We start from the raw sequence: 21171 nt of genomic DNA, 5'->3' as shown, positions 1-21171 counted from the left end.
TATTATTTAAGCTCATAAACAAAAGCGGCAGGATCTGATGGTCCTGCCGCTTTTGTTTTACTTCATAACTCTTGCGCTCGTTTGTAACGAGCCCGAGAAGTTTGTTTATTTACCTTCCAATTATACACCCACGCTTAATCCCTGCAATAATCTACTAACTTTGTGGACTTTTTTATATCATGATCAAAAAGCCCATAGAAACCCTGCTCCGCGAATCGAAGGAGGAAGGGGAACATTCATTAAAACGCTCGCTTGGGCCCGTTAATCTTATTTTAATTGGGATAGGCATCATTATAGGGGCCGGTTTATTTTCGTTAACCGGTATAGCGGCGGGCCAGCATTCGGGGCCCGCGGTAACTATTTCTTTTTTAATTGCTGCTGTTGGCTGCGCTTTCGCTGCCCTTTGCTATGCCGAGTTTTCGGCTATGATACCTGTTGCGGGGAGCGCTTACACCTATTCGTATGCTACCATGGGCGAGCTTTTTGCATGGATCATAGGCTGGGACCTTGCGCTTGAATATGCCGTGGGCGCAGCAACAGTGGCCATCAGCTGGTCGCAATACCTTACTAAGTTTTTGTCGTGGTTTGATCTGTATTTGCCTCCACAGCTTACACTTTCGCCTTTTGAAACTGCAAAAGCAGCAAATGGTGATATTATTAACGGGATCATCAATTTGCCAGCTGCGCTCATTGTGATTTTGGTTACCAGTATCATTATCCGGGGTACAAAAGGTTCGGCATTGGTTAATGCCATTATTGTAACTTTGAAAGTGGGCGTGGTGTTGGTGTTTATCGCGGTTGGGTGGTCATTTATTAACCCGCAAAACTATCATCCCTATATCCCGCAAAATACAGGTGTTTGGGGTGATTATGGCTGGTCGGGCATATTGAGAGGGGCGGGGTTAGTGTTTTTCGTGTTTATTGGGTTTGATGCTGTATCAACCGCGGCGCAGGAGGCCAAAAACCCGCAGCGCAATATGCCTATCGGGATCATCGGCTCGCTGCTGATCTGTACGGTACTCTTTATTGTATTTGCGCACGTAATGACCGGCATGGCCAACTATAAGGAATTTATAGGCTCGGGCGCACCGGTTGCCATCGCCATTGAAAAAACGCATTACCAGTGGTTGAGCAAAGCTATTGTGCTGGCTATTTTAATAGGTTATACCTCGGTAATTTTGGTCGATCTGTTAGGCCAATCACGCGTGTTTTTCTCTATGTCGAAAGATGGTTTGCTGCCGAAGGTTTTTTCAGAAGTGCATCCCAAATTTCGCACACCCTGGAAATCGAATATTATGCTTTGCGCTTTTATAGCCCTCTTTGCCGCATTTGTTCCGATACGCGTGGTTGGTGAAATGACCAGTATTGGTACCCTGCTGGCATTTGTTATGGTTTGCGCCGGTGTACTTATTTTACGGAAGCAGCAGCCTGATATTCACCGGCCGTTTAAAACACCCTTTGTGCCATTGGTGCCGGTGCTGGGTATCCTGACCTGTTTTGCCATGATGACGTTTCTACCCGGCGATACCTGGTTGCGTTTGGTCATTTGGCTTGCAATTGGTTTGGTTATCTATTATACTTACGGCAAAAAGAACAGCGTTATCCGCAAAATGCTTGCAGATAAACAATAACGCCATCAATTGATGACCGAAGAGATTTTAAAACTAAAAGTTGAACGCATAAAATGGGAAACTCCAGATACGGCTACATTTTATTTGAGCAGTATTGATAGTAATCTTATCCCTTATACCGCAGGGCAGTTCATCACACTGATATTTAACCACAGGCAGGAAGAGATCAGGCGCTCGTATTCGTTAAGCTCGTCGCCCGATGAACCATACCCTGCAATAACTATTAAGCGCATTACCAACGGTGAAATATCCAGGTTTATGCTCACTAAAATAAAGGAAGGCGATGAGTTAACAGCATTAGCCCCTGCCGGCCGTTTTATCATCAGTGACCATCAGCAGGAAAAGGATCTGTTTTTATTTGCGGGCGGCAGCGGCATTACCCCTATATTTTCGCAACTGAAATATATTTTGAACCGGGTGAGGGTAAAAGCAGGCTAACCCTCATTTATAGTAATCAAAATGCCGCTTCCATTTTATTCAAAAACGAGCTGGATAAACTGGCAGCCAAACACCCCGAAAGGTTGACAATCATTTACCTGCTTAGCAGCGAAGGTAACCGACTCAACCCCGATAAGGTAGAAAAGCTGGTGAAGCAATACGCCAACTTCAACCTGGCAAATGCTGAGTTTTACCTTTGTGGCCCGTTTGCTTTTATGCGAATGATCCGGTTCGACCTGGTGTATATGGGGATTGATCAGGTAAAGATCCGCCGCGAAAATTTTGTGCTCGAAACAGTTGCCGTAACAAGCAGCTTTACTAACTTTCCACCTAAAAACATCAAAATAAAATACCGGGGCGAGCTGCACGATATTGTAGTAGGCGAAAACCAATCCATACTGCAGGCCGCCCTGCAAAACAATATCCCATTACCTTATAGCTGCCGGGGAGGAATATGCTCTACCTGCATGGTTAAATGCACCGGCGGTAAAGTTGAAATGGTGAAAAATGATGTACTTACTGAAGCGGATCTTGCACAAGGATGGATCTTGACCTGCACCGGGCATCCCTTGGATGATGAGGTGGTGATTGGCCCCCCAGCCCCCTAAAAGGGGGACTTATACCAGGACGCGAAAAGAATAATCAACGGAATCAGTGTAATCAAGAAAAATCAACGATCAGTTGGCAAATGTTGCCTTACTGTCCTTCTATGCACCACCGTTTTTACCTTTTTTGATTTGGATTTTTTGCGTTTGCCGAGCCAGATGATAAAGCCGGTGATTGGCAAGCTTGCACAAATCAAACTGGCCAAAAAAGCAATGATCTTACCGGGAAGGCCTAAGATTTGCCCTACGTGAATATCATAGTTCATGTTATTCATTTTCATGCCGGCACTTTTTTGCTCATGCGCGATACGGTTCAATAATTTGCCGGTGTATTTATCGAAAGAATAGCTATCACTTTTATAGTAGTGCAGGGCTTGCGCGTATGCGGTTACGCCTATGGCACCGGCTTTAGCAGCATCGTCGTAAATTAAAAACATTTCGGCATTTGGCGAGGCGGCTTTGGCTGATAAATATGCTTTGTTGATAACCTGGGTAGTATCTATCTTCCCGTTCAACAACGAATCGGACTTGAAAACTACCTTTTCTTCGGGATGTGCTTTGCCCAAATTAGCGGCTGTGTAAATAGCTTCACGCATCCAGTCAAATGATATTGACAGACCTGTTATGGCCAATATGATGGCCACGCTGGTGGCATAAAAGCCCAAAACATTATGCAAGTCGTAATTAACACGGCGCCAGCGGCCACCCCACTTAATAGTGAAGCTGCGTTTACGGTCGCTTTGACGTTTGGGCCACCAGAGTATTATGCCGGTGATCATCAGCACCACAAAAATTATCACCGATATGCCTACTACCAGGGTGCCGATATTAGCCGGGAGCAACAGGTACAGGTGAATATATTCAACAATAATAAAAAAGTTTGAAGCGGGGCTTTCGGTATGGGTGATCTTACCTGTATAAGGATTCAGATATACAAAAAGGAGGCCATCTTTCTTGTCCGTTACCAACACCCCCGCAGGACGACCGGTACCGTAATAGTAAACATAACTGGCCGTAGCGCCTTTACGGCCTTTCAGTGCTTCGGACTTAAGTATTGATGGTGCTATGTAGGGTTTAGCTTGTACCTCAACCTTACGGTAACTGTGTATCGCATCCTGGATCTCGTCCTGAAAGCAAAAGATACAGCCGGTTATACTTACTATAAATACCACCAGCCCGGATATAAATCCAAGCCAGCGATGTATAAACAACAGTGTTTTTTTAAAAGGTGTCATTCATTAAAATTTGTAGCCGATACTTAAACGTACGTTTGTTGGTGCTTCTGCCTGCCAGCTGTAAACAGTTTTGCCGTCGGTGCTCAACCCCTCATGACCGCCTGAATAAAGGTATTTGTTAAGCACGTTATTTACATTTAACGCAAAACTCATCTTCTTGATCTGGTAGGATGCGCCTGCATCTAAACGGAAGTAGTTTGGCAGATCAGAAGTGCCTGTGCCGAGGCTCCATGGCAGGCGGTCAAGCTGCCACTGATATCCGGTTGAAAAGCCCAAACCTTTTAAGCTGCCGTGCTGTAAACGGTATGTTAACCAGGCATTGGTAACATGTTTTGCAAAGCCGGGAACAGGATTGCCAACATTTGCAGGGTCGGTATCTTTAGAAATCTTCGAATCGGTATAAGCATAGTTAACCATCAGGCTGAGGCCGGTTATGATTTCGCCGCGGGCATCAAATTCAACACCTTTTGTTTTAGTTTGACCTAATTGCAAAACGTAATTTGCTGCAGATTCACCATGTTTGTCGGGGTCGGTTACCAACTGGTTGTTTTTAAGGATCTGGTAAGCAGATAAGGTAGTATTCCACTTTCCATCAAACCAGTCGCGTTTTAAACCAAGCTCCATGTTGTTGCCTGTAATAGGCTTAACTTTTTGGCCGCCGTATATTTTACCTGTTTGCGGCACAAATGATTGATCATATACCGCATAAGCAGTTGTAGTAGGATCAATGTTAACACTTAACCCAAAACGGGGCGTAAATTTATGCCCTTTGGTATCGCCGGCATAAGGATCGGTTGTAATGGCATGGGTGTAACGACCAGCTACAGTTAAACGCAATTTCTGATCAAAAAAGCCCAACTCATCCTGTACATAAATTGATTGATATTTTTCGGTATTTACAGCGTTTTTACCACGTTCGCTAAGTGGCACCGATCTATCAAACACAGGTAAAGTAACAGGGCCATTATTTGGATTGTGGATATTGAAAGGGTTTGCGGGATCAGAATCAAGCGAGCCTGATTGAAAATAATCCGGAATGTAGTACTTGTCGCCAATATCAAGGCCGCTTAACAGGCGGTGAACAACTTTGCCTGTATTAAATTCGCCGTTTAAAAAAGCCTGGGCAAATTTGTTTTTGTTAACAGCATCCCATAAACCAAGGTTACGGTCAACATCGCCGTTGCTGCTGATGCTGTTTATCCAATAGCTATATGCCGTTTGCTTATAATAAAAATAAGCACCCTGCGCGGTAACTTTCCACTTGCTGTTAAAGGTATGCTCATAAGTTAAAAACGCACTTTGGTCCCGGATGCCCGATGATGGCGAATTTGAAGGCGCGTTAGTAAAGTTGCGCGGCAGTGTTGCATAGCCATCAGTGGAGAACAGGTAGGCGGTACCAAAGGCATTCATGCGCTGGTACTGGTAGGTATACTCGGCAGTGAGGGTATTTTTGCTGTCGAATTTGTAGCGTAATACGGGAGCGATAGCCGTACGGTTGGTAAAATCATACGGGCGCCATGATTTTGAAAGCTGGCCCATCAGGTTGAGGCGGTATTGCAGTTTACCGTTTTTAGTAAGTACGCCGTCAAAATCGGCAGTGGCACGGTAGCTGTTAAAACTGCCTGCAGTAAAACTGAATACCTGGCTGGTAGTGCCGGTAGGCTTTTTGGTAACTACGTTATAAAAACCCGAGGGGTTGCCGTTGGCCAGCATGAATGCAGCAGGGCCTTTTACAAATTCAATCCTGTCAACAAATGACATATCCTCGGTTAGCGGGCCCCAGGTAGCTTCGATGTTCATACCGTTGCGGAAAGGTGCAAGCCTGTCGCCACGGGCATTTACACGGGCATAATTGCCCCAATGCTCCTGCATGGTTAAGCCGCTCACATTGCGCGATACGCCTTCGAGCATGTTAAAGATCTGCTGGTCCTTGATCTGGTCGGAAGATACCACCTGGATATTTTGTGCCACTTCAAGTAAAGGCTCGTTTAACCTCAGGCTGGGTGAGGGGTCGTCGATCTTATATTTTTGTTTCCTGCCCGAAATTAAGACCTCACCAATTTGGTTGGCGTTTTCGCGCAGCATAAAGTTTACGGTAACGCGTTGTCCATCGGCCAGTTCAACTGCTTTTTCTTCAGAAGCCAGGCCCACAAACGTTACTTTGATGGTGTAGCTGCCCGGTTTTACCTTGTTAAAGGTAAATCTTCCGCTTTCGCTGGTAACCGTGCCGGCAGATATGCCATTACCTTTAAGGCTTACGGTTACACCGGGAACGGTTTGGCCATCGGCAGTCGTGATTGTGCCGGTTATGGTGCCGGGTTTTACCTCGGCCAGTGCGGGTATATTGAAGAGCAGCAAAACTGCCCATAATAAAAGAGGAGGAAGCTTACAGAAAGAGTGTATGGATTTGGACATTTTATTCAGGATTAACAGGAATGATAGGGTTAACTTAAAGCAGGAACTGTAATACACTCCTGCTTTTATTTAATGGCTGTTTTAAAATTTATAGGTTGCGCTTAATGCAAAACTTCTTAGTTTTTGAGGGTTAATGGTGGTGTAACCTATCCAGTATTTTTCATTGGTAAGGTTGTCAAGCTTAGCGCCAAACCGGTATTTATTAGTATCATAAAATGCTGATGCTCCTAATACGGTGTAAGCCGGCAGGGTAAATACCCCAATGGCCCGGCTGTTTACGATCTTATTATCGCTGGCATAGTTGCCGCCGAAACCCAGACCAAAACCTTTCACTGCACCTTGATGAAATTTGTAGCTTATCCAAAAATTTGCCAGATATGGCGATGAGGCGGTTGCTGGCCGAAGACCTTCAACGCCGGCATCGGCGCTTTTGGTAAGCTTTGAATCATTATATGAAAAACCTGCTACGATGTTAAGGCCAATTATTGGGTTGGCTATTACTTCGGCTTCAAAACCTTTGCTGTATTGGGTTCCGTCCTGTACCGAAAGAATGGGATTTATGGTGGAAGGACGTACGATATTTTTCACTTTGATATCATAGTAACTTACCGTACCGCTCAATTTACCATCGAAGAGGTCAAGTTTTACGCCACCTTCAATTTGATTGGCTTGCTCAGGCTTAAGCGGTTGGTTGTTTTCGGTAGTACCGGTTTTGTTGTTAAAGCTGTTTTGATAATTGGCAAACAGCGATATGTGGTCTTTAACGGGTTGGTAAACCAAACCAAATTTTGGCGAAAAGGCGGTTTGCTTATATGCCCCGGATGTGGTTTGAGTTGTTGGGTCATAGTTGCCTTTGTTGTCAAACCTGTCTACGCGTAAACCTGCCGATGCTATCAGTTGATCCGTAATATTAAACACATCAGAGATATAAGCGCTGTAGGTATTCCGTTTAAACATGGAAGGGTAGGTAAAACCATAAATGCCGGTAGCATAAAGGGCGTCCATAGCCGCTTTGTTGAAATTGCGGTAGTTTTGATTGCCGGTTACAGATATAGTATCGAGCGTACTGCCAAAAAAATATTGCTGCGAGTTTTCCCTGAAGAAGTCCAGGCCGCCTACAAACCGGTTACGGAATTTACCTATTTTGAAGTCGCCGTTAAAGTTTTGCTGGATCTCGATCATGTCATCTTTACTTTTGCGGGTTGACTGATCGTTACGGGAAATAGAATCGCCTGGCAACAGGTAGTAGTAAGGGCCAAAGCCGTTCGAATAGCTATGGGTGAGGCTCAGGTTGGTACGTGTTGTCCAGGCGTTGGAGATCTTGTATTTTACTTCGCCATAAAAATTCCTGTTTTGTGACGTTTGAGTCAGGTCATTTCCATGATAGCTTTGTTTGTAGTCGAGCTTGAGCTGATCGGCACGACTGTAACCCAGGGCATCGATGGTTTGTCCGTAAGGGAAAAAGAAAATAGATTTTCCGATATTGGTACCATATGACAGTTCAGCATCGGCACTAATGGTTAACCTGTCGGAAGCCTTATAAACAATGCTTGGGTCAATAACCACATTCCGCGAAAAGCCGTTGTTTTGGAAACTACCGTCATGATTAAAAGCAGTATTTAAACGGAAGAGTATCTTTTTATCTTTATCGAGCGGAGTGTTAATATCGGCGCTGCCCCGGTAAAAACCAAAATTGCCGCCAGATAAGCTCACTTCTCCGCCAAATGTATCATAAGGTTTCTTGGTAACACGGTTGATCAGGCCGCCATATGAGGTTAAAGAACTTCCGAATAAAGTAGCAGAGGGGCCTTTAATAATCTCAATCCTGTCGATGTTAGCCGCGTCAATGCCATTAGTTATAATCCCTGCAATGCCGTTACGCATGGTACTTTGTACAATAAAGCCCCTGCTATTATAATAAGCGCCGCCATCGCCGCCACGACCGGTAGCTTCCCACATTTTTTGGATCCCAGGGGCATTTTTTATAGCATCATCAACAGAAAATATCAATTGTTCCTGCATCAGCTGGCTGCTTATGGTATTATAAACTTGTGGGTTTTCGAGGTTGCTTAAAGGCATTTTGGCAACATCCTCGCTTCGTGAACGTTTAAATTTATTGGTTTTATTAGCATTTATATTTACTTCCTGCAAACCATGAATAGTATGATCAACAGTAATAACAGGCAACACAGTTGTTTGCCCGGCTGTTACGGTTACTGGTTTTTCCTGTCCTTTTGTGCCAACTTCAGATACTACAAGTGTATAATCTCCTTGCGGGGCTTTAATTTCAAATAAGCCGTTTTCATCGGTTATGGTACCGTACCTGGTGCCTTTAAGTACTGCCGAAACGTTTTCGGCAGGCCCATTTTTTATGGTGACAATTTTACCTTTAAGGATGCCTCTGGCTTGCTGGGCAAGGGCCGGGATGGTGCCTATAAGTAGCACTATAAATGAAAGTGAAAAGATTTTTGAGAAAGATGGTTTGGGTTGATCCATTTTATTTAGACTAAATATAAATAATAGCGCAAAAGTAGTCAGGCGGGTGTTATAATGCAAATTATTTATAATAAATCTAAATAGTAAACTTAATGTACCTGTTGTTCAGATGCTTGCGGATATAAGAATGGAAAATTGCTAATCCGGCAAGGGATTGCCAAAGCAATACCATCGAAATTATTCAGAAAAAGAGTAGTTAAATTTAAGAATCATGTAAACGGGTTCCTTCTATAATCCTGAAGGCTGTCATCATCTAATGAAGACTTGCGAAGTCCCCCCAAACTTCGTGAGTCTGGTAGATAGATAAGCAATTACTAAATATCCATCACTTCCTTTTTCTTTTTGCTTTTCATCCGCTTTGGCACAAATTCCAGGATTTCAGCTTTTAGTGCTTCAATCATGCGGCGTTTTAAAAAGTTGCGCTGTATCACAATGCTTACCTCACGGGCAGGTTCGGGTGATTTAAAATAGCGCACCTTATCCAGTTGTTTCTCGCTAAGCTCAGATAGGGCCAACTCAGGGAGGATGGTAGCCCCGTTATTTTGGTCGACCATGCGTTTTAGGGTTTCAACGCTGCCGGTATTGTATTCAAAATGCTGAAAGCCACGGGTTGATTTCCGTCGCTGGCAAATATTTAAAACCTGCTCGCGCATACAATGGCCTTCGTTCAGGATCCAGATCTCCTCCATATCTATATCATCCGGCACAATATTTTTCTTTTTAGAAAGTTTGCTGTTTTTGGATACATAGGCTACAAAATTTTCATAAAATACAGGGATTTCGGTAAGGTTGTTTTCATGAAGCGGGGTAGAAAGGATGCCGCAGTCAAGCATACCAAGTTTTAGCTGTTGAATGATCTCTTCGGTAGTTTGTTCCCATACAATCAGTTTTACCTGCGGATATTTTTCAATAAAGCCATGGATGATTTTGGGTAATATATAGGGTGAAACGGTAGGGATAATGCCTACCCGTAATTCGCCCGACAGTTCCTTTTGCCTGTCGGATATAATTTCCTTGATCTTTTCGCTCTCAGACAGCATTACACGTGCCTGGGTAATTATTTCAATCCCTATTTCGGTAGGCACAACGGGTTGTTTGCTTCGGTCAAAGATCTTAACGCCAAGCGTATCCTCCAGTTTTTGTACCTGCATACTTAATGTTGGCTGGGTAACAAAACATTTTTCGGCTGCCAAAACAAAGCTGCGATAAGTATCAACAGCCACAATATACTCCAGTTGTGTGATAGTCATGTAATATAGATAAATGCTATGTAAAGGTAATAAATATTGATTTTATCTATTCAAATATTTCGCAAGGCTGGATTATAAATGCAACTAATATGAAATCAAAAAAGATGTTAAATACCCACATTTCTAATAAACTAAAGTCCCGTAAACGGGCACTTAAATATTGTAAAACAGCTTGCCAGTCCTTCTGTTAAAATAAATTTTGCAGCCAGATTTTTGGATATTGTTATTTGTTCCGCAGTTCGGTATCTCTGCCAATAATTTCTCTTAAAACAAAACCATTAAATCCTTACTTTAGGATATATGCTTCCTTTATTAATTGCCGAACAAATTCGCGAGGGCGATGCTTATACTATCGCTAATGAACCTGTTGCTTCTATTGATTTGATGGAACGCGCCTCAAAAGCTTTTGTGGGTTGGTTCGTTAACCGTTTCCCCGATAAAAACGAGCCGATAACTTTTTACTGTGGTACAGGGAATAACGGCGGCGACGGGCTTGCCATTGCGCGTATTTTATGTGACCATCATTATAATAAGCTCAACGTTGTAATAGCCCGGTTTTCTGATAAGGCATCGGAGGATTTTAACATCAATTTTGAAAGGCTAAAACAAACTTGCGTATCTATAAAAGAACTTGCCAAAGATGAAGAGATCCCGGCGGATAGCAGCCCGGTAATTATTGACGCCCTGCTTGGCAGCGGCTTGAACAAACCGCTCACCGGCAATTATGAACGGCTGGTTAAGTTCATTAATGATTTGGGCCGAATAGTTGTTGCTGTTGATGTACCCACAGGTTTTTTTTCGGAAGGGGAGGTAGCCAGGGATACCATTGCAATAAAAGCCGACCTTGTAATTACTTTTCAGCAGCCTAAAATCAATTTCCTGTTACCGGAATCGGCACCTTATATCAATTGCTGGGAGGCCGTGAATATTGGCATCAATGAAAAATTTATCCAGTCGTTAAATTCACCGTACCAGCTTGTTGAAGAAAAGGACGTGAGACAAATACTAAAACCACGTCATCGTTTCAGCAATAAAGGCACATTTGGTCATGTGCTGATTATTGCAGGGCAGGCAAAAACCATGGGAGCGGCGCTATTAAGTTCATCAGCTGCAGCACACGCAGGGGCCGGCCTGACAACCGCCAGCATCCCCGAAAGTGGTTTAACCGCGCTAAACAGTTATCTGCCCGAGATTATGGCCATAGTCAGGAACGGTGATAAACTGCCTGATATTGAATGGAATAAATTTAGCTCGATAGCTGTGGGACCCGGTTTAGGCAAAGATGCTGAGGCTTTAACATTATTAAAAGCAATCATCAAAAACTATAAACAACCGTTGGTTATTGATGCCGACGCGTTGAATCTACTTGCAGAAAATAAGACATTATTAACTCAGCTACCCGCGGGAAGCATCTTAACCCCGCACATGAAAGAGTTTGACAGGCTTTTTGGCGAACATACCAACTGGTGGCAGCGGCTGCAAACCGCTATAAAAAAGGCAAAGGAGTTAAACTTGTGTGTCCTGCTGAAAAATGATTATACCATCGTCGCTACACCCAATGGCAAAGCTTATTTTAACTCATCAGGAAATGCTGCTATGGCAAGCGGAGGTATGGGCGATGTACTTACCGGCGTAATAGCTGCGTTGCTTGGGCAAAAGTATCCGCCGGATCAGGCTTGCATCATTGGTGCCTACATTCACGGTAAGGCCGGCGATGAACTCGCATTGCCAAACCGGATGCATGTTGTTTTACCCGGTAAGCTTATTGCGCAATTGCCTGTTACTATGGCAAAGTTAAGGGCATAAAAAAAACGGCTGCAAGTATCATACAGCCGTTTTAATTAACTATTAACTGATCTTATAAAGAACTAAATACTCAAATCCGGGGAGTTAGGTTTACCAGGTTCACTGTTTCTCGTTATGTCCTAACTAATCATAAGACGTTTGCACGTTCCTATTAGTTACAAAAAAACTAATAATTGGTTTTGGTTTTCGTTAAAAAAATGTTAAATTATTAAACCAGTGTGGTTTAGGTTTACACAAAATACAAGTAATTAACGTATAAAAATCGAAAAGCTTACATTTTTTGGGAATAAATCCAAAAAAATGTAAGCTTTTAATCATTATTGAGCCCTGGGAGGCCTTTTTCGCTTTAAAATTTGCCCATTACCACCATTTGTGATAGTGTTGGATTTGGACTACCACCTCTTGGCTCAAGCGTTACCGCGAAGGCATCGGCCGAGGCTATGGCTTTCATATTTTTGAATCCGCTTGAATCTGCCGTGGCGTCAAATACACCCAGATCAACAGGTTTACCGCCTACCAGTGCCCAAAGCTGGTATTGATGAGCCTGGTCATTTGCAGGCAATTTAAGGCCTTCCAGGTCAATCACCACTTTTTGTTTGGATGGGCTAAAGGCTACGGTCATCACCGACTCAGGCGATTTTTTAGTTCCTTTCAGGCGGATCAATTTATATGAGGTATCTCTTAAAAGGCTCAGCTCGTTGTCCTTTGCGCTAACGGTAGTGCTAAAATGCTGGTTTTGCAACTGCATAGCATTTAGACGGGTATTGGTATCATTAAGGCGGTTGTAAAGATTATACAAAGCCACCGCGCTTGCTAACAATAAAACAAGGCATGCGGCAAATGCATATTTATAAAAATTAATTTCTTTTTGTTTGTCGGGTGGCCGTGTAACCACAACTTTTTCCCGTTCGGTATGGGTTTGTGTAGGAAAGTCATTATCGTCGCCAAAATTAGTAAGTAAGCTTCCTAATATACGGCTGCGTAAATGTTCAGATGGTTCAATCGCGTTTTCTCCGGCATACAATTCCATTGAGCGTTCAATTTCGGCAAGCTCTGCCTTAATAGCAGGGTACTTTGAAGCCAGTTCTTCAATCTGTAGCTTTTCGGCAGGGGTAACATCCCCTAATACGTAAAGCTCCAGTATCCCTGTTTCAATATATGCTTTTAAATCTTCCACTTCAATTAAAATGTTTTCTGAGTTCCTGGATAGCCATTCTTAACCGGGTTTTAATGGTACCCAACGGAATGCCCAACTCTTCGGCAGCTTCCACATGGGTATAGCCTTTAAAATAAACCAGCTCAATGATCAGTCTTTGCTCAGGTTTTAGTGTTTGCACTAAATTTTTAACACCCATTAACTCAGGTTTGTAAACCGTGTTTCGTTGCTCGTCAATGAAAGTTACGTTATTTTCAATATCCTGGTTTTTATTCTGATTCTTAAAATCTTTCGATCTGGTCTTATCTATTGCAAGGTTGCGCGCGATATTAACCATCCAGGTAAATAAACGGCCTTTTTCAGTACTGTAGCTTGAAAAGGAATGCCAGATTTTTACAAAAGTTTCCTGTAAAACATCTTCGGCTATAGTGGTGTCATTTATAATGCGTGATATTACCCCGAATAAGGAGGCCGAATACATATCATATAAAGCTTCGACGGCAATTTTTTCCCGGTGCCGCAATGATAACACCAGTTCTTCTTCCGACATCGATATTTTTCGTTTCTTACTCAACCCGATGAAGATATAAAGGAATTATCACATTTCAAACAAGTGTTTTTCTGCATGGTAAGATGAGCGCACCAGCGGCCCGCTTTCAACATACCTGAACCCTTTTTGAAGGCCAAATTCCTTATAACGTGCAAATTGATCGGGATGGATCCAGTCAATCACCGGATGATGGTTACGTGTAGGCTGTAAATACTGCCCCAGCGTAAGTATATGAACACCTGCAGCCAGCAAATCATCCATTGCTTCTAAAACATCCTCCTCGGTTTCGCCCAAGCCAAGCATAATGCCTGATTTTGTACGCAAGCCCGCTTCCGAAATATGTTTCAGGGCTTCAAGACTGCGGTCATATTTTGCCTGGATCCGCACCTCTTTGGTAAGGCGCCTTACAGTTTCCAGGTTGTGTGATACAACTTCGGGCCTGGTTTCCAAAACGCGGGCAAGGTTATCCCAGTTGCCTTTAAAATCGGGCAGCAGGGTTTCTAAAGTAGTATCGGGGCTTTCACGGCGAATGGCATTGATGGTTTCGGCCCAGATAATGGAACCGCCGTCTTTCAAATCATCACGATCGACGGACGTAATAACGCAATGTTTTACCTGCATTAGTTTTACAGAAGTTGCTACGCGGTTTGGCTCATCAACATCAACAGCTAAAGGCCTGCCGGTTGCAACGGCACAAAACGAGCACGAACGGGTGCAAATATTACCAAGGATCATGAAAGTGGCCGTGCCGGCACCCCAGCACTCTCCCATATTAGGGCAGTTACCGCTTTCGCATATGGTATGCAGTTTATGAGTATCAACAAGGCTGCGTACGTGAGCATATTCTTTTCCTGTAGGAAGCTTAACCCTAAGCCAATCAGGCTTACGTACAGGCTGGCTAACAGCAGGAACTACCGGCAATTCAATCATGGTACAAATGTAGTTAAATATTTAGTTGATGGGGAATGGTTCATAGTTCATAGTAGCAGCAAATGACTGCAAAATAATCATCAGCATTTGCAGCAACGTAATTAATACTAAAAATACCTTATGAACCCATGAACCATGAACTATGATCCATGAACAAAATCTAAATCAGCACTTCTAAAGTTTCGTCAACGGAGATGCCGCTGTGAGACTGGTCAAGAATGCATTCGCCATTTTTAATGAGTAACAGTTGGGGCGATTCGTGGTGTACCTGGAACAATTGTGCTACCTGGTTTGACAGGTCGCGGTATTTGATCAGGTCTAAAAAGTAAAGGGGCATATTTTCGGGAAGATTATCCCAGTCAAGCTCAAAACGCCTTTTGGCCATCATGCTGATGGAGCAGCGTGTGCTATGTTTAAATATAAGGCTATAGCCCTCTTGTTGTTTGATCGCCATTAGCTGATCGGCCGTCTCCAACGAAATCCAGTTCATATTATTAATAGTTAAAATGCTATAACGTAATTATAACACAAAAACTGTGTAGTGTGTTTAAACAGGTTTAAAAATGACAATTAACTGTTAACGGCCTGTTTTAGGATATGAACCGTAAGCCGGGCATAATTTATTTGAGCAGGATGATGCTGTTGCAACTGCCGCGGCTATAAGTGCTATATAAACTAATTTTTTCATATTGAGCTAAAATTAATTGCTTTAACGGGTTTTAACTGTTTAATGTTTCAGCAAGAGCTGCCATTTTAATGGCCGTGATGGCCGCTTCGTCGCCTTTATTACCATGTTTACCGCCGGCCCTATCAATGGCCTGTTGCTGATTATCAGTAGTTAAAACACCAAATATAACAGGTTTTGAGTATTTTACGGCAACATTACTTACTCCGTTTGCTACCGCGTTGCAAATAAAATCAAAATGCCTTGTTTCGCCCTGTATTACACATCCCAGGCAAATTACAGCATCAAGGTTGCCTTTTTTTAATAACAGCTCTGCTCCCGATGTAAGTTCAAAGCTGCCCGGTACCTGGTATGAAAAAATGTTTTCGGCCAGTGCGCCATTGCTTATCAGGCTTTTGTATGCACCCTGGTAAAGCGCATTAGTAATTTCGGCATTCCATTCGGCCACAACTATACCGAAGCGGTACGGTGCTGCTGATGGTATTTCGGTATTCGAAAAGTCGGAAAGGTTTTTAAGATGGGTAGCCATTTGATTTCGGATTTGGGAATTTCGAAGGTTCGATTTCGGATTTGTTAAGCCTTGTGATCGACGATCAAAATCTGCTTATAAAAAAAATCGATTCCGAATTTAAAGGTATTTAAAACCTGATAAATCCGAAATCGAAATTCTCAAATCCGATATTAAAATTATTGTTTTGCTTCGGCGCGGGCTATATACTCGTCGATATTTTGAGCCTCAGCGCTTTCAGGATATTCGGTTTTTATTCTTTTATAAGCTTCAGCAGCTTCTTTATTGTTTTTTTGAGCCTCATAAGTTAAACCTAACTTCTTAAGGTAAAGCGGCGATAAAAATTTATTCTTTGCTTTATCAGCAGCTTTGCTGAAATAAGTTTCTGCTTTTTCGTAATCTTTCAGTTCAACATAAGCGTCGCCTGTGCTGCCAAAAGCCTCGGCTGCTACCATGTTATCGTCGCCGCGGTAATTGGTTAGGTTATCAATTGCTTTGCGGTAGTCACCTTTATTTAAATAAGCTGTACCTAAGTAAAAATAAGCAAGGTTAGCAGCTTTGGTATTGCTGTAATCGCTGATGATCTTTTCAAAACCAGGGAAACCGGCATCGCCTTTAATGGCTTTGTCCCAGTTTTTTTGCTGCCAAAAATCCTGCGCTTTGTACATTTGGTTAGCGGCAGTAACTTCACGTGGACCTAAGTATAATTTAATGTAAATGAAATAAATAGCAATAAGGGCAATAATAGCCCCTACAATAAATAGTAAGCTTTTCTGGTTCTCGCGTACAAATTTGCCACTCTGACCAAAATTGTTTTCTGGTGCTGCAATTTTGGTGTTCGCCTGGGTTTTTGACATTGTTGTTCTAAAATTAAGTTTGCAAAAATACGGTTTTCAAATTTACTGGCAATACCTTTTGTATTAAATCTTTAAAGAGAGTGGTTCATGGTTAATAGTTCATGGTTCATAGCCGCTGGTAGCTTCTTTACACGTTAAAAAGGATGTTAATGCTTAATAGATTTAAAGATTACTATGAACTATTAACCATGAACCATGAACAACTCAAAAAAACGTAACTTTGCCATCTCATGCACCTGCAACAGCTGTCAGTTATTAACTTTAAAAATTACGATGAGGCCGAACTGGTTTTCAGCGAGGGGGTTAACGCTTTTACAGGTAATAATGGCGCCGGCAAAACCAATTTGCTTGATGCTATTCATTACCTGTCGTTATGTAAAAGCTATTTTAACCCGATAGACAGCCAGCAGATTAAACAGGGTACCGATTTTTTTATCATCACCGGCATCTTTAATAAAAACAATCAGCCCGAAGCTGTTGCCTGTTCTGTAAAGCGTAATCAAAAGAAACAGTTTAAGCGCAATAAAAAAGATTATCAGCGCCTGGCTGATCATATCGGACTGTTACCGCTGGTAATGATATCACCAAATGATACCAGTATCATAACCGAAGGTAGCGAAGAGCGCCGAAAGTTTATCGATAATGTGATATCGCAAACAGATAATCATTATCTGGATGAACTGATTGTTTATAATAAAATTCTTACCAATCGTAACGCGCTTTTAAAGCAGGTAGCGGATACAGGGCGATATGATGCCGGCTTGTTTGAAGTGATTGATGAGCAATTGAACGCTTCGGGCAATCGCATTTTTGAAAGGCGCCGGGCCTTTATGGAGGGTTTTGTTACTATATTTAATAGGCATTACAGTTTTTTGAGCGATAATGCCGAGCATGTTGACCTCGTGTATGAATCGCAACTGCTTGCCGATGATTTAAATAATTTATTAAAAAAGAGTTTTGACCGTGACAGGGCGTTGGAGCGTACCACGGCGGGCATTCACAAAGATGATCTGCAATTCAATATCCATGGTATGGCCATGAAAAAGTTTGGGTCGCAGGGGCAGCAAAAGTCATTTTTAATTGCCCTTAAGCTTGCTCAATATACTTTTTTATATCAGCAAAAGGGATTTAAACCCTTGCTTTTGCTTGATGATATTTTTGATAAGCTTGATGACGGCCGGGTTACCAAATTAATGCAAATGGTATCCAATAACGATTTTGGCCAGGTTTTTATAACCGATACCGGGGTTGAGCGGGTTGAAAGCGTTTTTAATAAAATAGGGGTACCTGTTAAACTATTTAAAGTAAAGGGAGGAGCGATTGATGCGTAAAACCAACGACAAAACACTTAAGGAAGCTATTGAACAAATGCTTAATGTGTATAAGATCAAGCGGCGTTTTGACGAAACCGGCGTTATTACTGCCTGGCCCGACCTGGTAGGCAAATCAGTAGCCAATCGCACCAAAGAGTTATTTGTGCGCGATAAGAAATTATTCCTGCGGATAGAATCATCAGTAATAAAAAATGAATTGATGCTGATGCGCAGCCAGATAATTGAAAAGATAAATAACGAAGCTAAAAGTGTGCTTGTTGAGGAAATTATCTTCCTCTAAGCATGCGTAAGCTGTTATGCTTTAATTTGATATCATCCGTAAGCTTTGAATAAGCAAGAATGAACAGACCGGGAATGGTAAGCGCAAGCTGGGCTTCGGGGTGTGTTCTGTAAAGCATTAGTGATCCAATAACCAACATTACCAATATAAGTACGTAAAATATGTATTTGAATAATGGTTTCATGTTTTGTGATATTATTGGTTGATTAAATATGTAATATTGTTTAGGTGGATATTGTAAAGTTACAAAAAACGTAACCATAATTACAAAAAAAACGTAAAAATTTCGGGTGTAACTTTTGGTTTATATAATTACACCCGAAATAAGTTACTTAAAACCTTTCAAAAGCCGAGAAAAAGAAGTTTCCTTCAATGTCGGCATTCTCGTCAGAGTCTGAGCCATGAACGGCATTTTCACCAATTGATCTTGCATACAGGTTACGAATGGTACCTTCAGCGGCATCGGCCGGGTTAGTGGCGCCAATCAGTTTACGGAATTCGGCAATAGCGTTGTCTTTTTCAAGAATAGCTGCTACAATAGGGCCCGATGACATAAATTCAACCAATCCATTATAAAAAGGACGTTCTTTGTGCACTTCATAAAACTGGCCCGCTTTTTCGGCAGATAATTTAGTGTATTTAAGCGCCACGATTTTAAAGCCGTTTTTGGTAATAATGTCTAAAATAGCACCGATATGCCCGTCTGCAACGGCATCAGGCTTTATCATGGTAAATGTTCTGTTGTTTTTCATTGAAATAATTGTTTCTTTTTTGGGTTATTAATAGATTAAATGCCTTTGTTACGTTAGTTTTAAAATATAAGCTTACTGATGCTTATGATAACATTTAAAATTTGCGGCAAAAATAGGCTTTTGTTACTGTAAGATAAAGCTTTTTGAATTAAATTAGATGGTTTGTATTTCATTTATTTATTTAGCTTTGCAACTCTTTTTTAAGAATTGATGTTAGATTTAGCTTCGCTTACTGACCTTTTAACGAAACCTCAAAAAATAGTGATCACTACCCATCATAAACCTGATGGTGATGCTATGGGGTCGTCATTAGGCTTATATAATTATTTGATACAGCAGGGCCATCATGCCAGGGTTATTGCCCCTACAGATTATCCTGACTTTTTAAGCTGGCTGCCGGGTAACGAGAATGTTATTATTTATACCGAGCACCGCGAAGAAGCTGCCGCCCTGATAGCAGATGCGAAACTTATATTTTGCCTCGACTTTAATGCGCTGAGCCGTATCAATGACATGGGCGAGCTGGTTGGCGAGAGTAATGCCTACAAGATCATGATCGATCATCACCTGGAGCCTGCCGATTTTGACGATTACAGGCACTGGGATATCAATGCCTGTGCTACTGCGCAGTTGGTATATGATTTTATAGTAAACGAGCTTCACCACAAAGAACTTGTAAATAAGGATGTGGCAACCTGCCTTTATACAGGTATTATGACCGATTCGGCTTCATTCAGGCTTCCCAACACTACATCCGGAGTTCATCGCATAGTTGCCGATTTGATAGATGCCGGTGCGGTTAACTGGCGCATTCATGAGTTGGTGTATAATAGCGCATCTGAAAACAGGCTGCGCTTTTTAGGCCATTGCCTGGCTAATTGCCTGGAGGTGTTGCCCGAATTTAATACAGCTATAATTGCAGTTAACAAACATGACCTGGAACGTTTTGATGTTGAAACAGGCGACACAGAAGGTGTGGTAAATTATGCATTATCGATGGCAAGCATCCGTTTGGCTGCTTTCATAGTTGAACGAAGCGACAGGGTAAAACTTTCATTACGCTCAAAAGGCGAGTTCCCGGCCAACGAGATTTGCAAAAAATACTTTAATGGCGGCGGTCACCGCAATGCGGCCGGTGGTCATTCTGAGGATAGCCTTGAACAGGTTATACAACAATTTAAACAAATTTTACCCGAATATAAAAAACTATTAATACAGTAAAAAAGTAATGATGAAAAGAAAACTGATGTTTCTGTCACTTGCGGCTATTGGATTTGCAAGTTGCAACGGTGGGTTTAAGCAAGGCGAAGGTGGCTTGCTTTATAATATCCACACCTCAAAAGGCAATCCTAAAGTTAAGGAAGGTGACTTTATGACACTGAACATGATCCTCAAAACCGATAAGGATTCAATTATCAATAACTCTTATGATAACGGCCAGCCTATACCAACGCTGATGCCTAAACCTCAAACCAAAGGTGATATTGTTTCTGGCTTAGCATTATTGGGCGAAGGTGATAGCGCCACCTTTAAAATTGCTGCTGATTCGGTATTTAAAGGCGGTCAGCAACGCCCGCCGGGCTTTAAAGGTAAATACCTGGTTTATACTATTAAAATTGAAAAGGTAGTTGCTAAAGGCGCACTTACCGAGCAAGTTTTCCGCGATCGCGTTACCCAATACATGAAAGGTCAAACCGACGCCCTTAAAGGTAAAGAGCCTGCTAAGATCCAGGGTTACCTGGATGCACATAAAGACCTGAAATTTGTAAAAACTGCATCAGGCTTAAATTATGCAGTTACTACACCAGGCAGTGGTGCTAACGTAGCAGTAGGTGATACAGCAGTAATTAATTATACTTTGAGGCTTGTTACTGGCAAAGTTTTGGAAACAAGTGTTAAAGCGGTAGCTGTAAAAGAAAAGATGCAGATCAACCCAATGAACCCTTATCAACCTATTCGCATTCCGGTAGGTGAAGGTAAAGTGATCAAAGGCTGGGACGAAGCTTTTCAATTGTTTAATAAAGGGACTAAAGCGATGTTGGTTATTCCATCATCATTAGGTTATGGCGATCAGGGAAGCCAGCAAATGCAGCCTTATACGCCGCTTGTATTTGAAGTTGAGCTGGTAAATATCATCCACCCAAATCCAAATGCACCAAAACCGGTTGCACCGCAAATGCAAATGCCAACCCCGACGACTAAATAGTTATCATGTTTTACAAAGCCTTTCCTGCTTAAAACAG

General features: G+C 42.2%; 20 protein-coding genes. 8 read left to right on the top strand and 12 right to left on the bottom strand.

The window, feature by feature from the left end:
• The first annotated feature begins 179 nt into the window (after window positions 1-179).
• From ABID99_RS23790 to ABID99_RS23780, 3 genes are read left to right on the top strand one after another with little or no spacing between them, the layout of a single operon-like run.
• Window positions 180-1631 carry an amino acid permease gene (locus tag ABID99_RS23790; RefSeq protein ID WP_373615307.1) on the top strand — a complete coding sequence of 484 codons (1452 nt, stop codon included), beginning with the start codon at window positions 180-182 and terminating at the stop codon, window positions 1629-1631.
• Window positions 1632-1643: 12 nt separating this feature from the next.
• Window positions 1644-2069 (top strand): ferredoxin--NADP reductase, encoded by a 426-nt coding sequence (locus tag ABID99_RS23785; protein ID WP_373615306.1) that lies wholly within the window; start codon window positions 1644-1646, stop codon window positions 2067-2069.
• Complete coding sequence (locus ABID99_RS23780; protein WP_373615928.1) at window positions 1988-2677, top strand: flavin reductase family protein; 690 nt, start codon at window positions 1988-1990, stop codon at window positions 2675-2677. The genes ABID99_RS23785 and ABID99_RS23780 overlap by 82 nt, the downstream gene beginning before the upstream one ends.
• A gap of 62 nt (window positions 2678-2739) precedes the next feature.
• Here the strand turns inward: ABID99_RS23780 and ABID99_RS23775 are convergent, their stop codons facing one another.
• From ABID99_RS23775 to ABID99_RS23760, 4 genes are all read right to left on the bottom strand, one after another.
• Complete coding sequence (locus ABID99_RS23775; protein ID WP_373615305.1) at window positions 2740-3909, bottom strand: PepSY-associated TM helix domain-containing protein; 1170 nt, start codon at window positions 3907-3909, stop codon at window positions 2740-2742.
• A 3-nt stretch (window positions 3910-3912) separates the two neighbouring features.
• Window positions 3913-6324 carry a TonB-dependent siderophore receptor gene (locus ABID99_RS23770; protein ID WP_373615304.1) on the bottom strand — a complete coding sequence of 804 codons (2412 nt, stop codon included), beginning with the start codon at window positions 6322-6324 and terminating at the stop codon, window positions 3913-3915.
• An 81-nt stretch (window positions 6325-6405) separates the two neighbouring features.
• The gene (locus ABID99_RS23765) at window positions 6406-8820 is read right to left on the bottom strand and encodes a TonB-dependent receptor (protein WP_188834245.1); all 2415 of its coding nucleotides are present in this window, start codon (window positions 8818-8820) and stop codon (window positions 6406-6408) included.
• 314 nt (window positions 8821-9134) lie between these two features.
• Window positions 9135-10070 (bottom strand): hydrogen peroxide-inducible genes activator, encoded by a 936-nt coding sequence (locus ABID99_RS23760; protein ID WP_091172769.1) that lies wholly within the window; start codon window positions 10068-10070, stop codon window positions 9135-9137.
• A gap of 300 nt (window positions 10071-10370) precedes the next feature.
• On the opposite strand from ABID99_RS23760, the gene ABID99_RS23755 reads away from it, so the two are divergent.
• Window positions 10371-11876, top strand: a complete 1506-nt coding sequence (locus tag ABID99_RS23755) for an NAD(P)H-hydrate dehydratase (protein ID WP_373615303.1) — start codon at window positions 10371-10373, stop codon at window positions 11874-11876.
• Between the two features lie 346 nt (window positions 11877-12222).
• Here the strand turns inward: ABID99_RS23755 and ABID99_RS23750 are convergent, their stop codons facing one another.
• The 6 genes from ABID99_RS23750 to ABID99_RS23725 form a co-directional block, all read right to left on the bottom strand.
• Window positions 12223-13053 (bottom strand): anti-sigma factor domain-containing protein, encoded by an 831-nt coding sequence (locus ABID99_RS23750; protein ID WP_373615302.1) that lies wholly within the window; start codon window positions 13051-13053, stop codon window positions 12223-12225.
• 1 nt (window position 13054) lies between these two features.
• A complete protein-coding gene (locus ABID99_RS23745; protein WP_373615301.1) occupies window positions 13055-13582 on the bottom strand; it encodes an RNA polymerase sigma factor in 528 nt (175 codons plus the stop codon).
• A 48-nt stretch (window positions 13583-13630) separates the two neighbouring features.
• Complete coding sequence (lipA, locus tag ABID99_RS23740; RefSeq protein ID WP_090530990.1) at window positions 13631-14512, bottom strand: lipoyl synthase; 882 nt, start codon at window positions 14510-14512, stop codon at window positions 13631-13633.
• Window positions 14513-14672: 160 nt separating this feature from the next.
• Entirely contained in the window at window positions 14673-15002 is a 330-nt protein-coding gene (gene ytxJ, locus ABID99_RS23735; protein WP_090530987.1) for a bacillithiol system redox-active protein YtxJ, read from the bottom strand.
• Between the two features lie 229 nt (window positions 15003-15231).
• Window positions 15232-15726, bottom strand: a complete 495-nt coding sequence (gene ribH / locus ABID99_RS23730; protein ID WP_176625556.1) for a 6,7-dimethyl-8-ribityllumazine synthase — start codon at window positions 15724-15726, stop codon at window positions 15232-15234.
• A 158-nt stretch (window positions 15727-15884) separates the two neighbouring features.
• On the bottom strand, window positions 15885-16562 hold the full coding sequence (locus tag ABID99_RS23725; protein WP_090530982.1) for a tol-pal system YbgF family protein: 678 nt from the start codon (window positions 16560-16562) through the stop codon (window positions 15885-15887).
• Between the two features lie 230 nt (window positions 16563-16792).
• Here ABID99_RS23725 and ABID99_RS23720 point away from each other — a divergent pair, with 230 nt between their 5' ends.
• Together ABID99_RS23720 and ABID99_RS23715 are read left to right on the top strand one after the other, a co-directional pair.
• Window positions 16793-17893 carry a DNA replication/repair protein RecF gene (locus tag ABID99_RS23720; protein ID WP_176625554.1) on the top strand — a complete coding sequence of 367 codons (1101 nt, stop codon included), beginning with the start codon at window positions 16793-16795 and terminating at the stop codon, window positions 17891-17893.
• On the top strand, window positions 17886-18176 hold the full coding sequence (locus ABID99_RS23715) for a DUF721 domain-containing protein (protein WP_090530976.1): 291 nt from the start codon (window positions 17886-17888) through the stop codon (window positions 18174-18176). Before ABID99_RS23720 ends, ABID99_RS23715 begins: the two co-directional genes overlap by 8 nt.
• On the opposite strand, the gene ABID99_RS23710 is transcribed toward ABID99_RS23715, so the two are convergent.
• Window positions 18163-18360: a hypothetical protein gene (locus ABID99_RS23710; RefSeq protein WP_091172734.1), complete on the bottom strand. Its 198-nt coding sequence runs from the start codon at window positions 18358-18360 to the stop codon at window positions 18163-18165. The genes ABID99_RS23715 and ABID99_RS23710 overlap by 14 nt on opposite strands.
• Before the next feature lie 148 nt (window positions 18361-18508).
• The gene (locus ABID99_RS23705; protein ID WP_091172728.1) at window positions 18509-18928 is read right to left on the bottom strand and encodes a nucleoside-diphosphate kinase; all 420 of its coding nucleotides are present in this window, start codon (window positions 18926-18928) and stop codon (window positions 18509-18511) included.
• Between the two features lie 210 nt (window positions 18929-19138).
• Here ABID99_RS23705 and ABID99_RS23700 point away from each other — a divergent pair, with 210 nt between their 5' ends.
• Entirely contained in the window at window positions 19139-20149 is a 1011-nt protein-coding gene (locus ABID99_RS23700) for a bifunctional oligoribonuclease/PAP phosphatase NrnA (RefSeq protein WP_090530968.1), read from the top strand.
• Between the two features lie 7 nt (window positions 20150-20156).
• Complete coding sequence (locus ABID99_RS23695; RefSeq protein ID WP_090530965.1) at window positions 20157-21134, top strand: FKBP-type peptidyl-prolyl cis-trans isomerase; 978 nt, start codon at window positions 20157-20159, stop codon at window positions 21132-21134.
• Window positions 21135-21171 lie beyond the last annotated feature (37 nt).

It is taken from the genome of Mucilaginibacter sp. OAE612 (assembly GCF_041806395.1).
GTDB classification, from domain to species: Bacteria; Bacteroidota; Bacteroidia; order Sphingobacteriales; family Sphingobacteriaceae; genus Mucilaginibacter; species Mucilaginibacter rubeus.
Note: the sequence above shows the minus strand (reverse complement) of the source record. Positions and strands in the feature narration are given on the sequence as shown.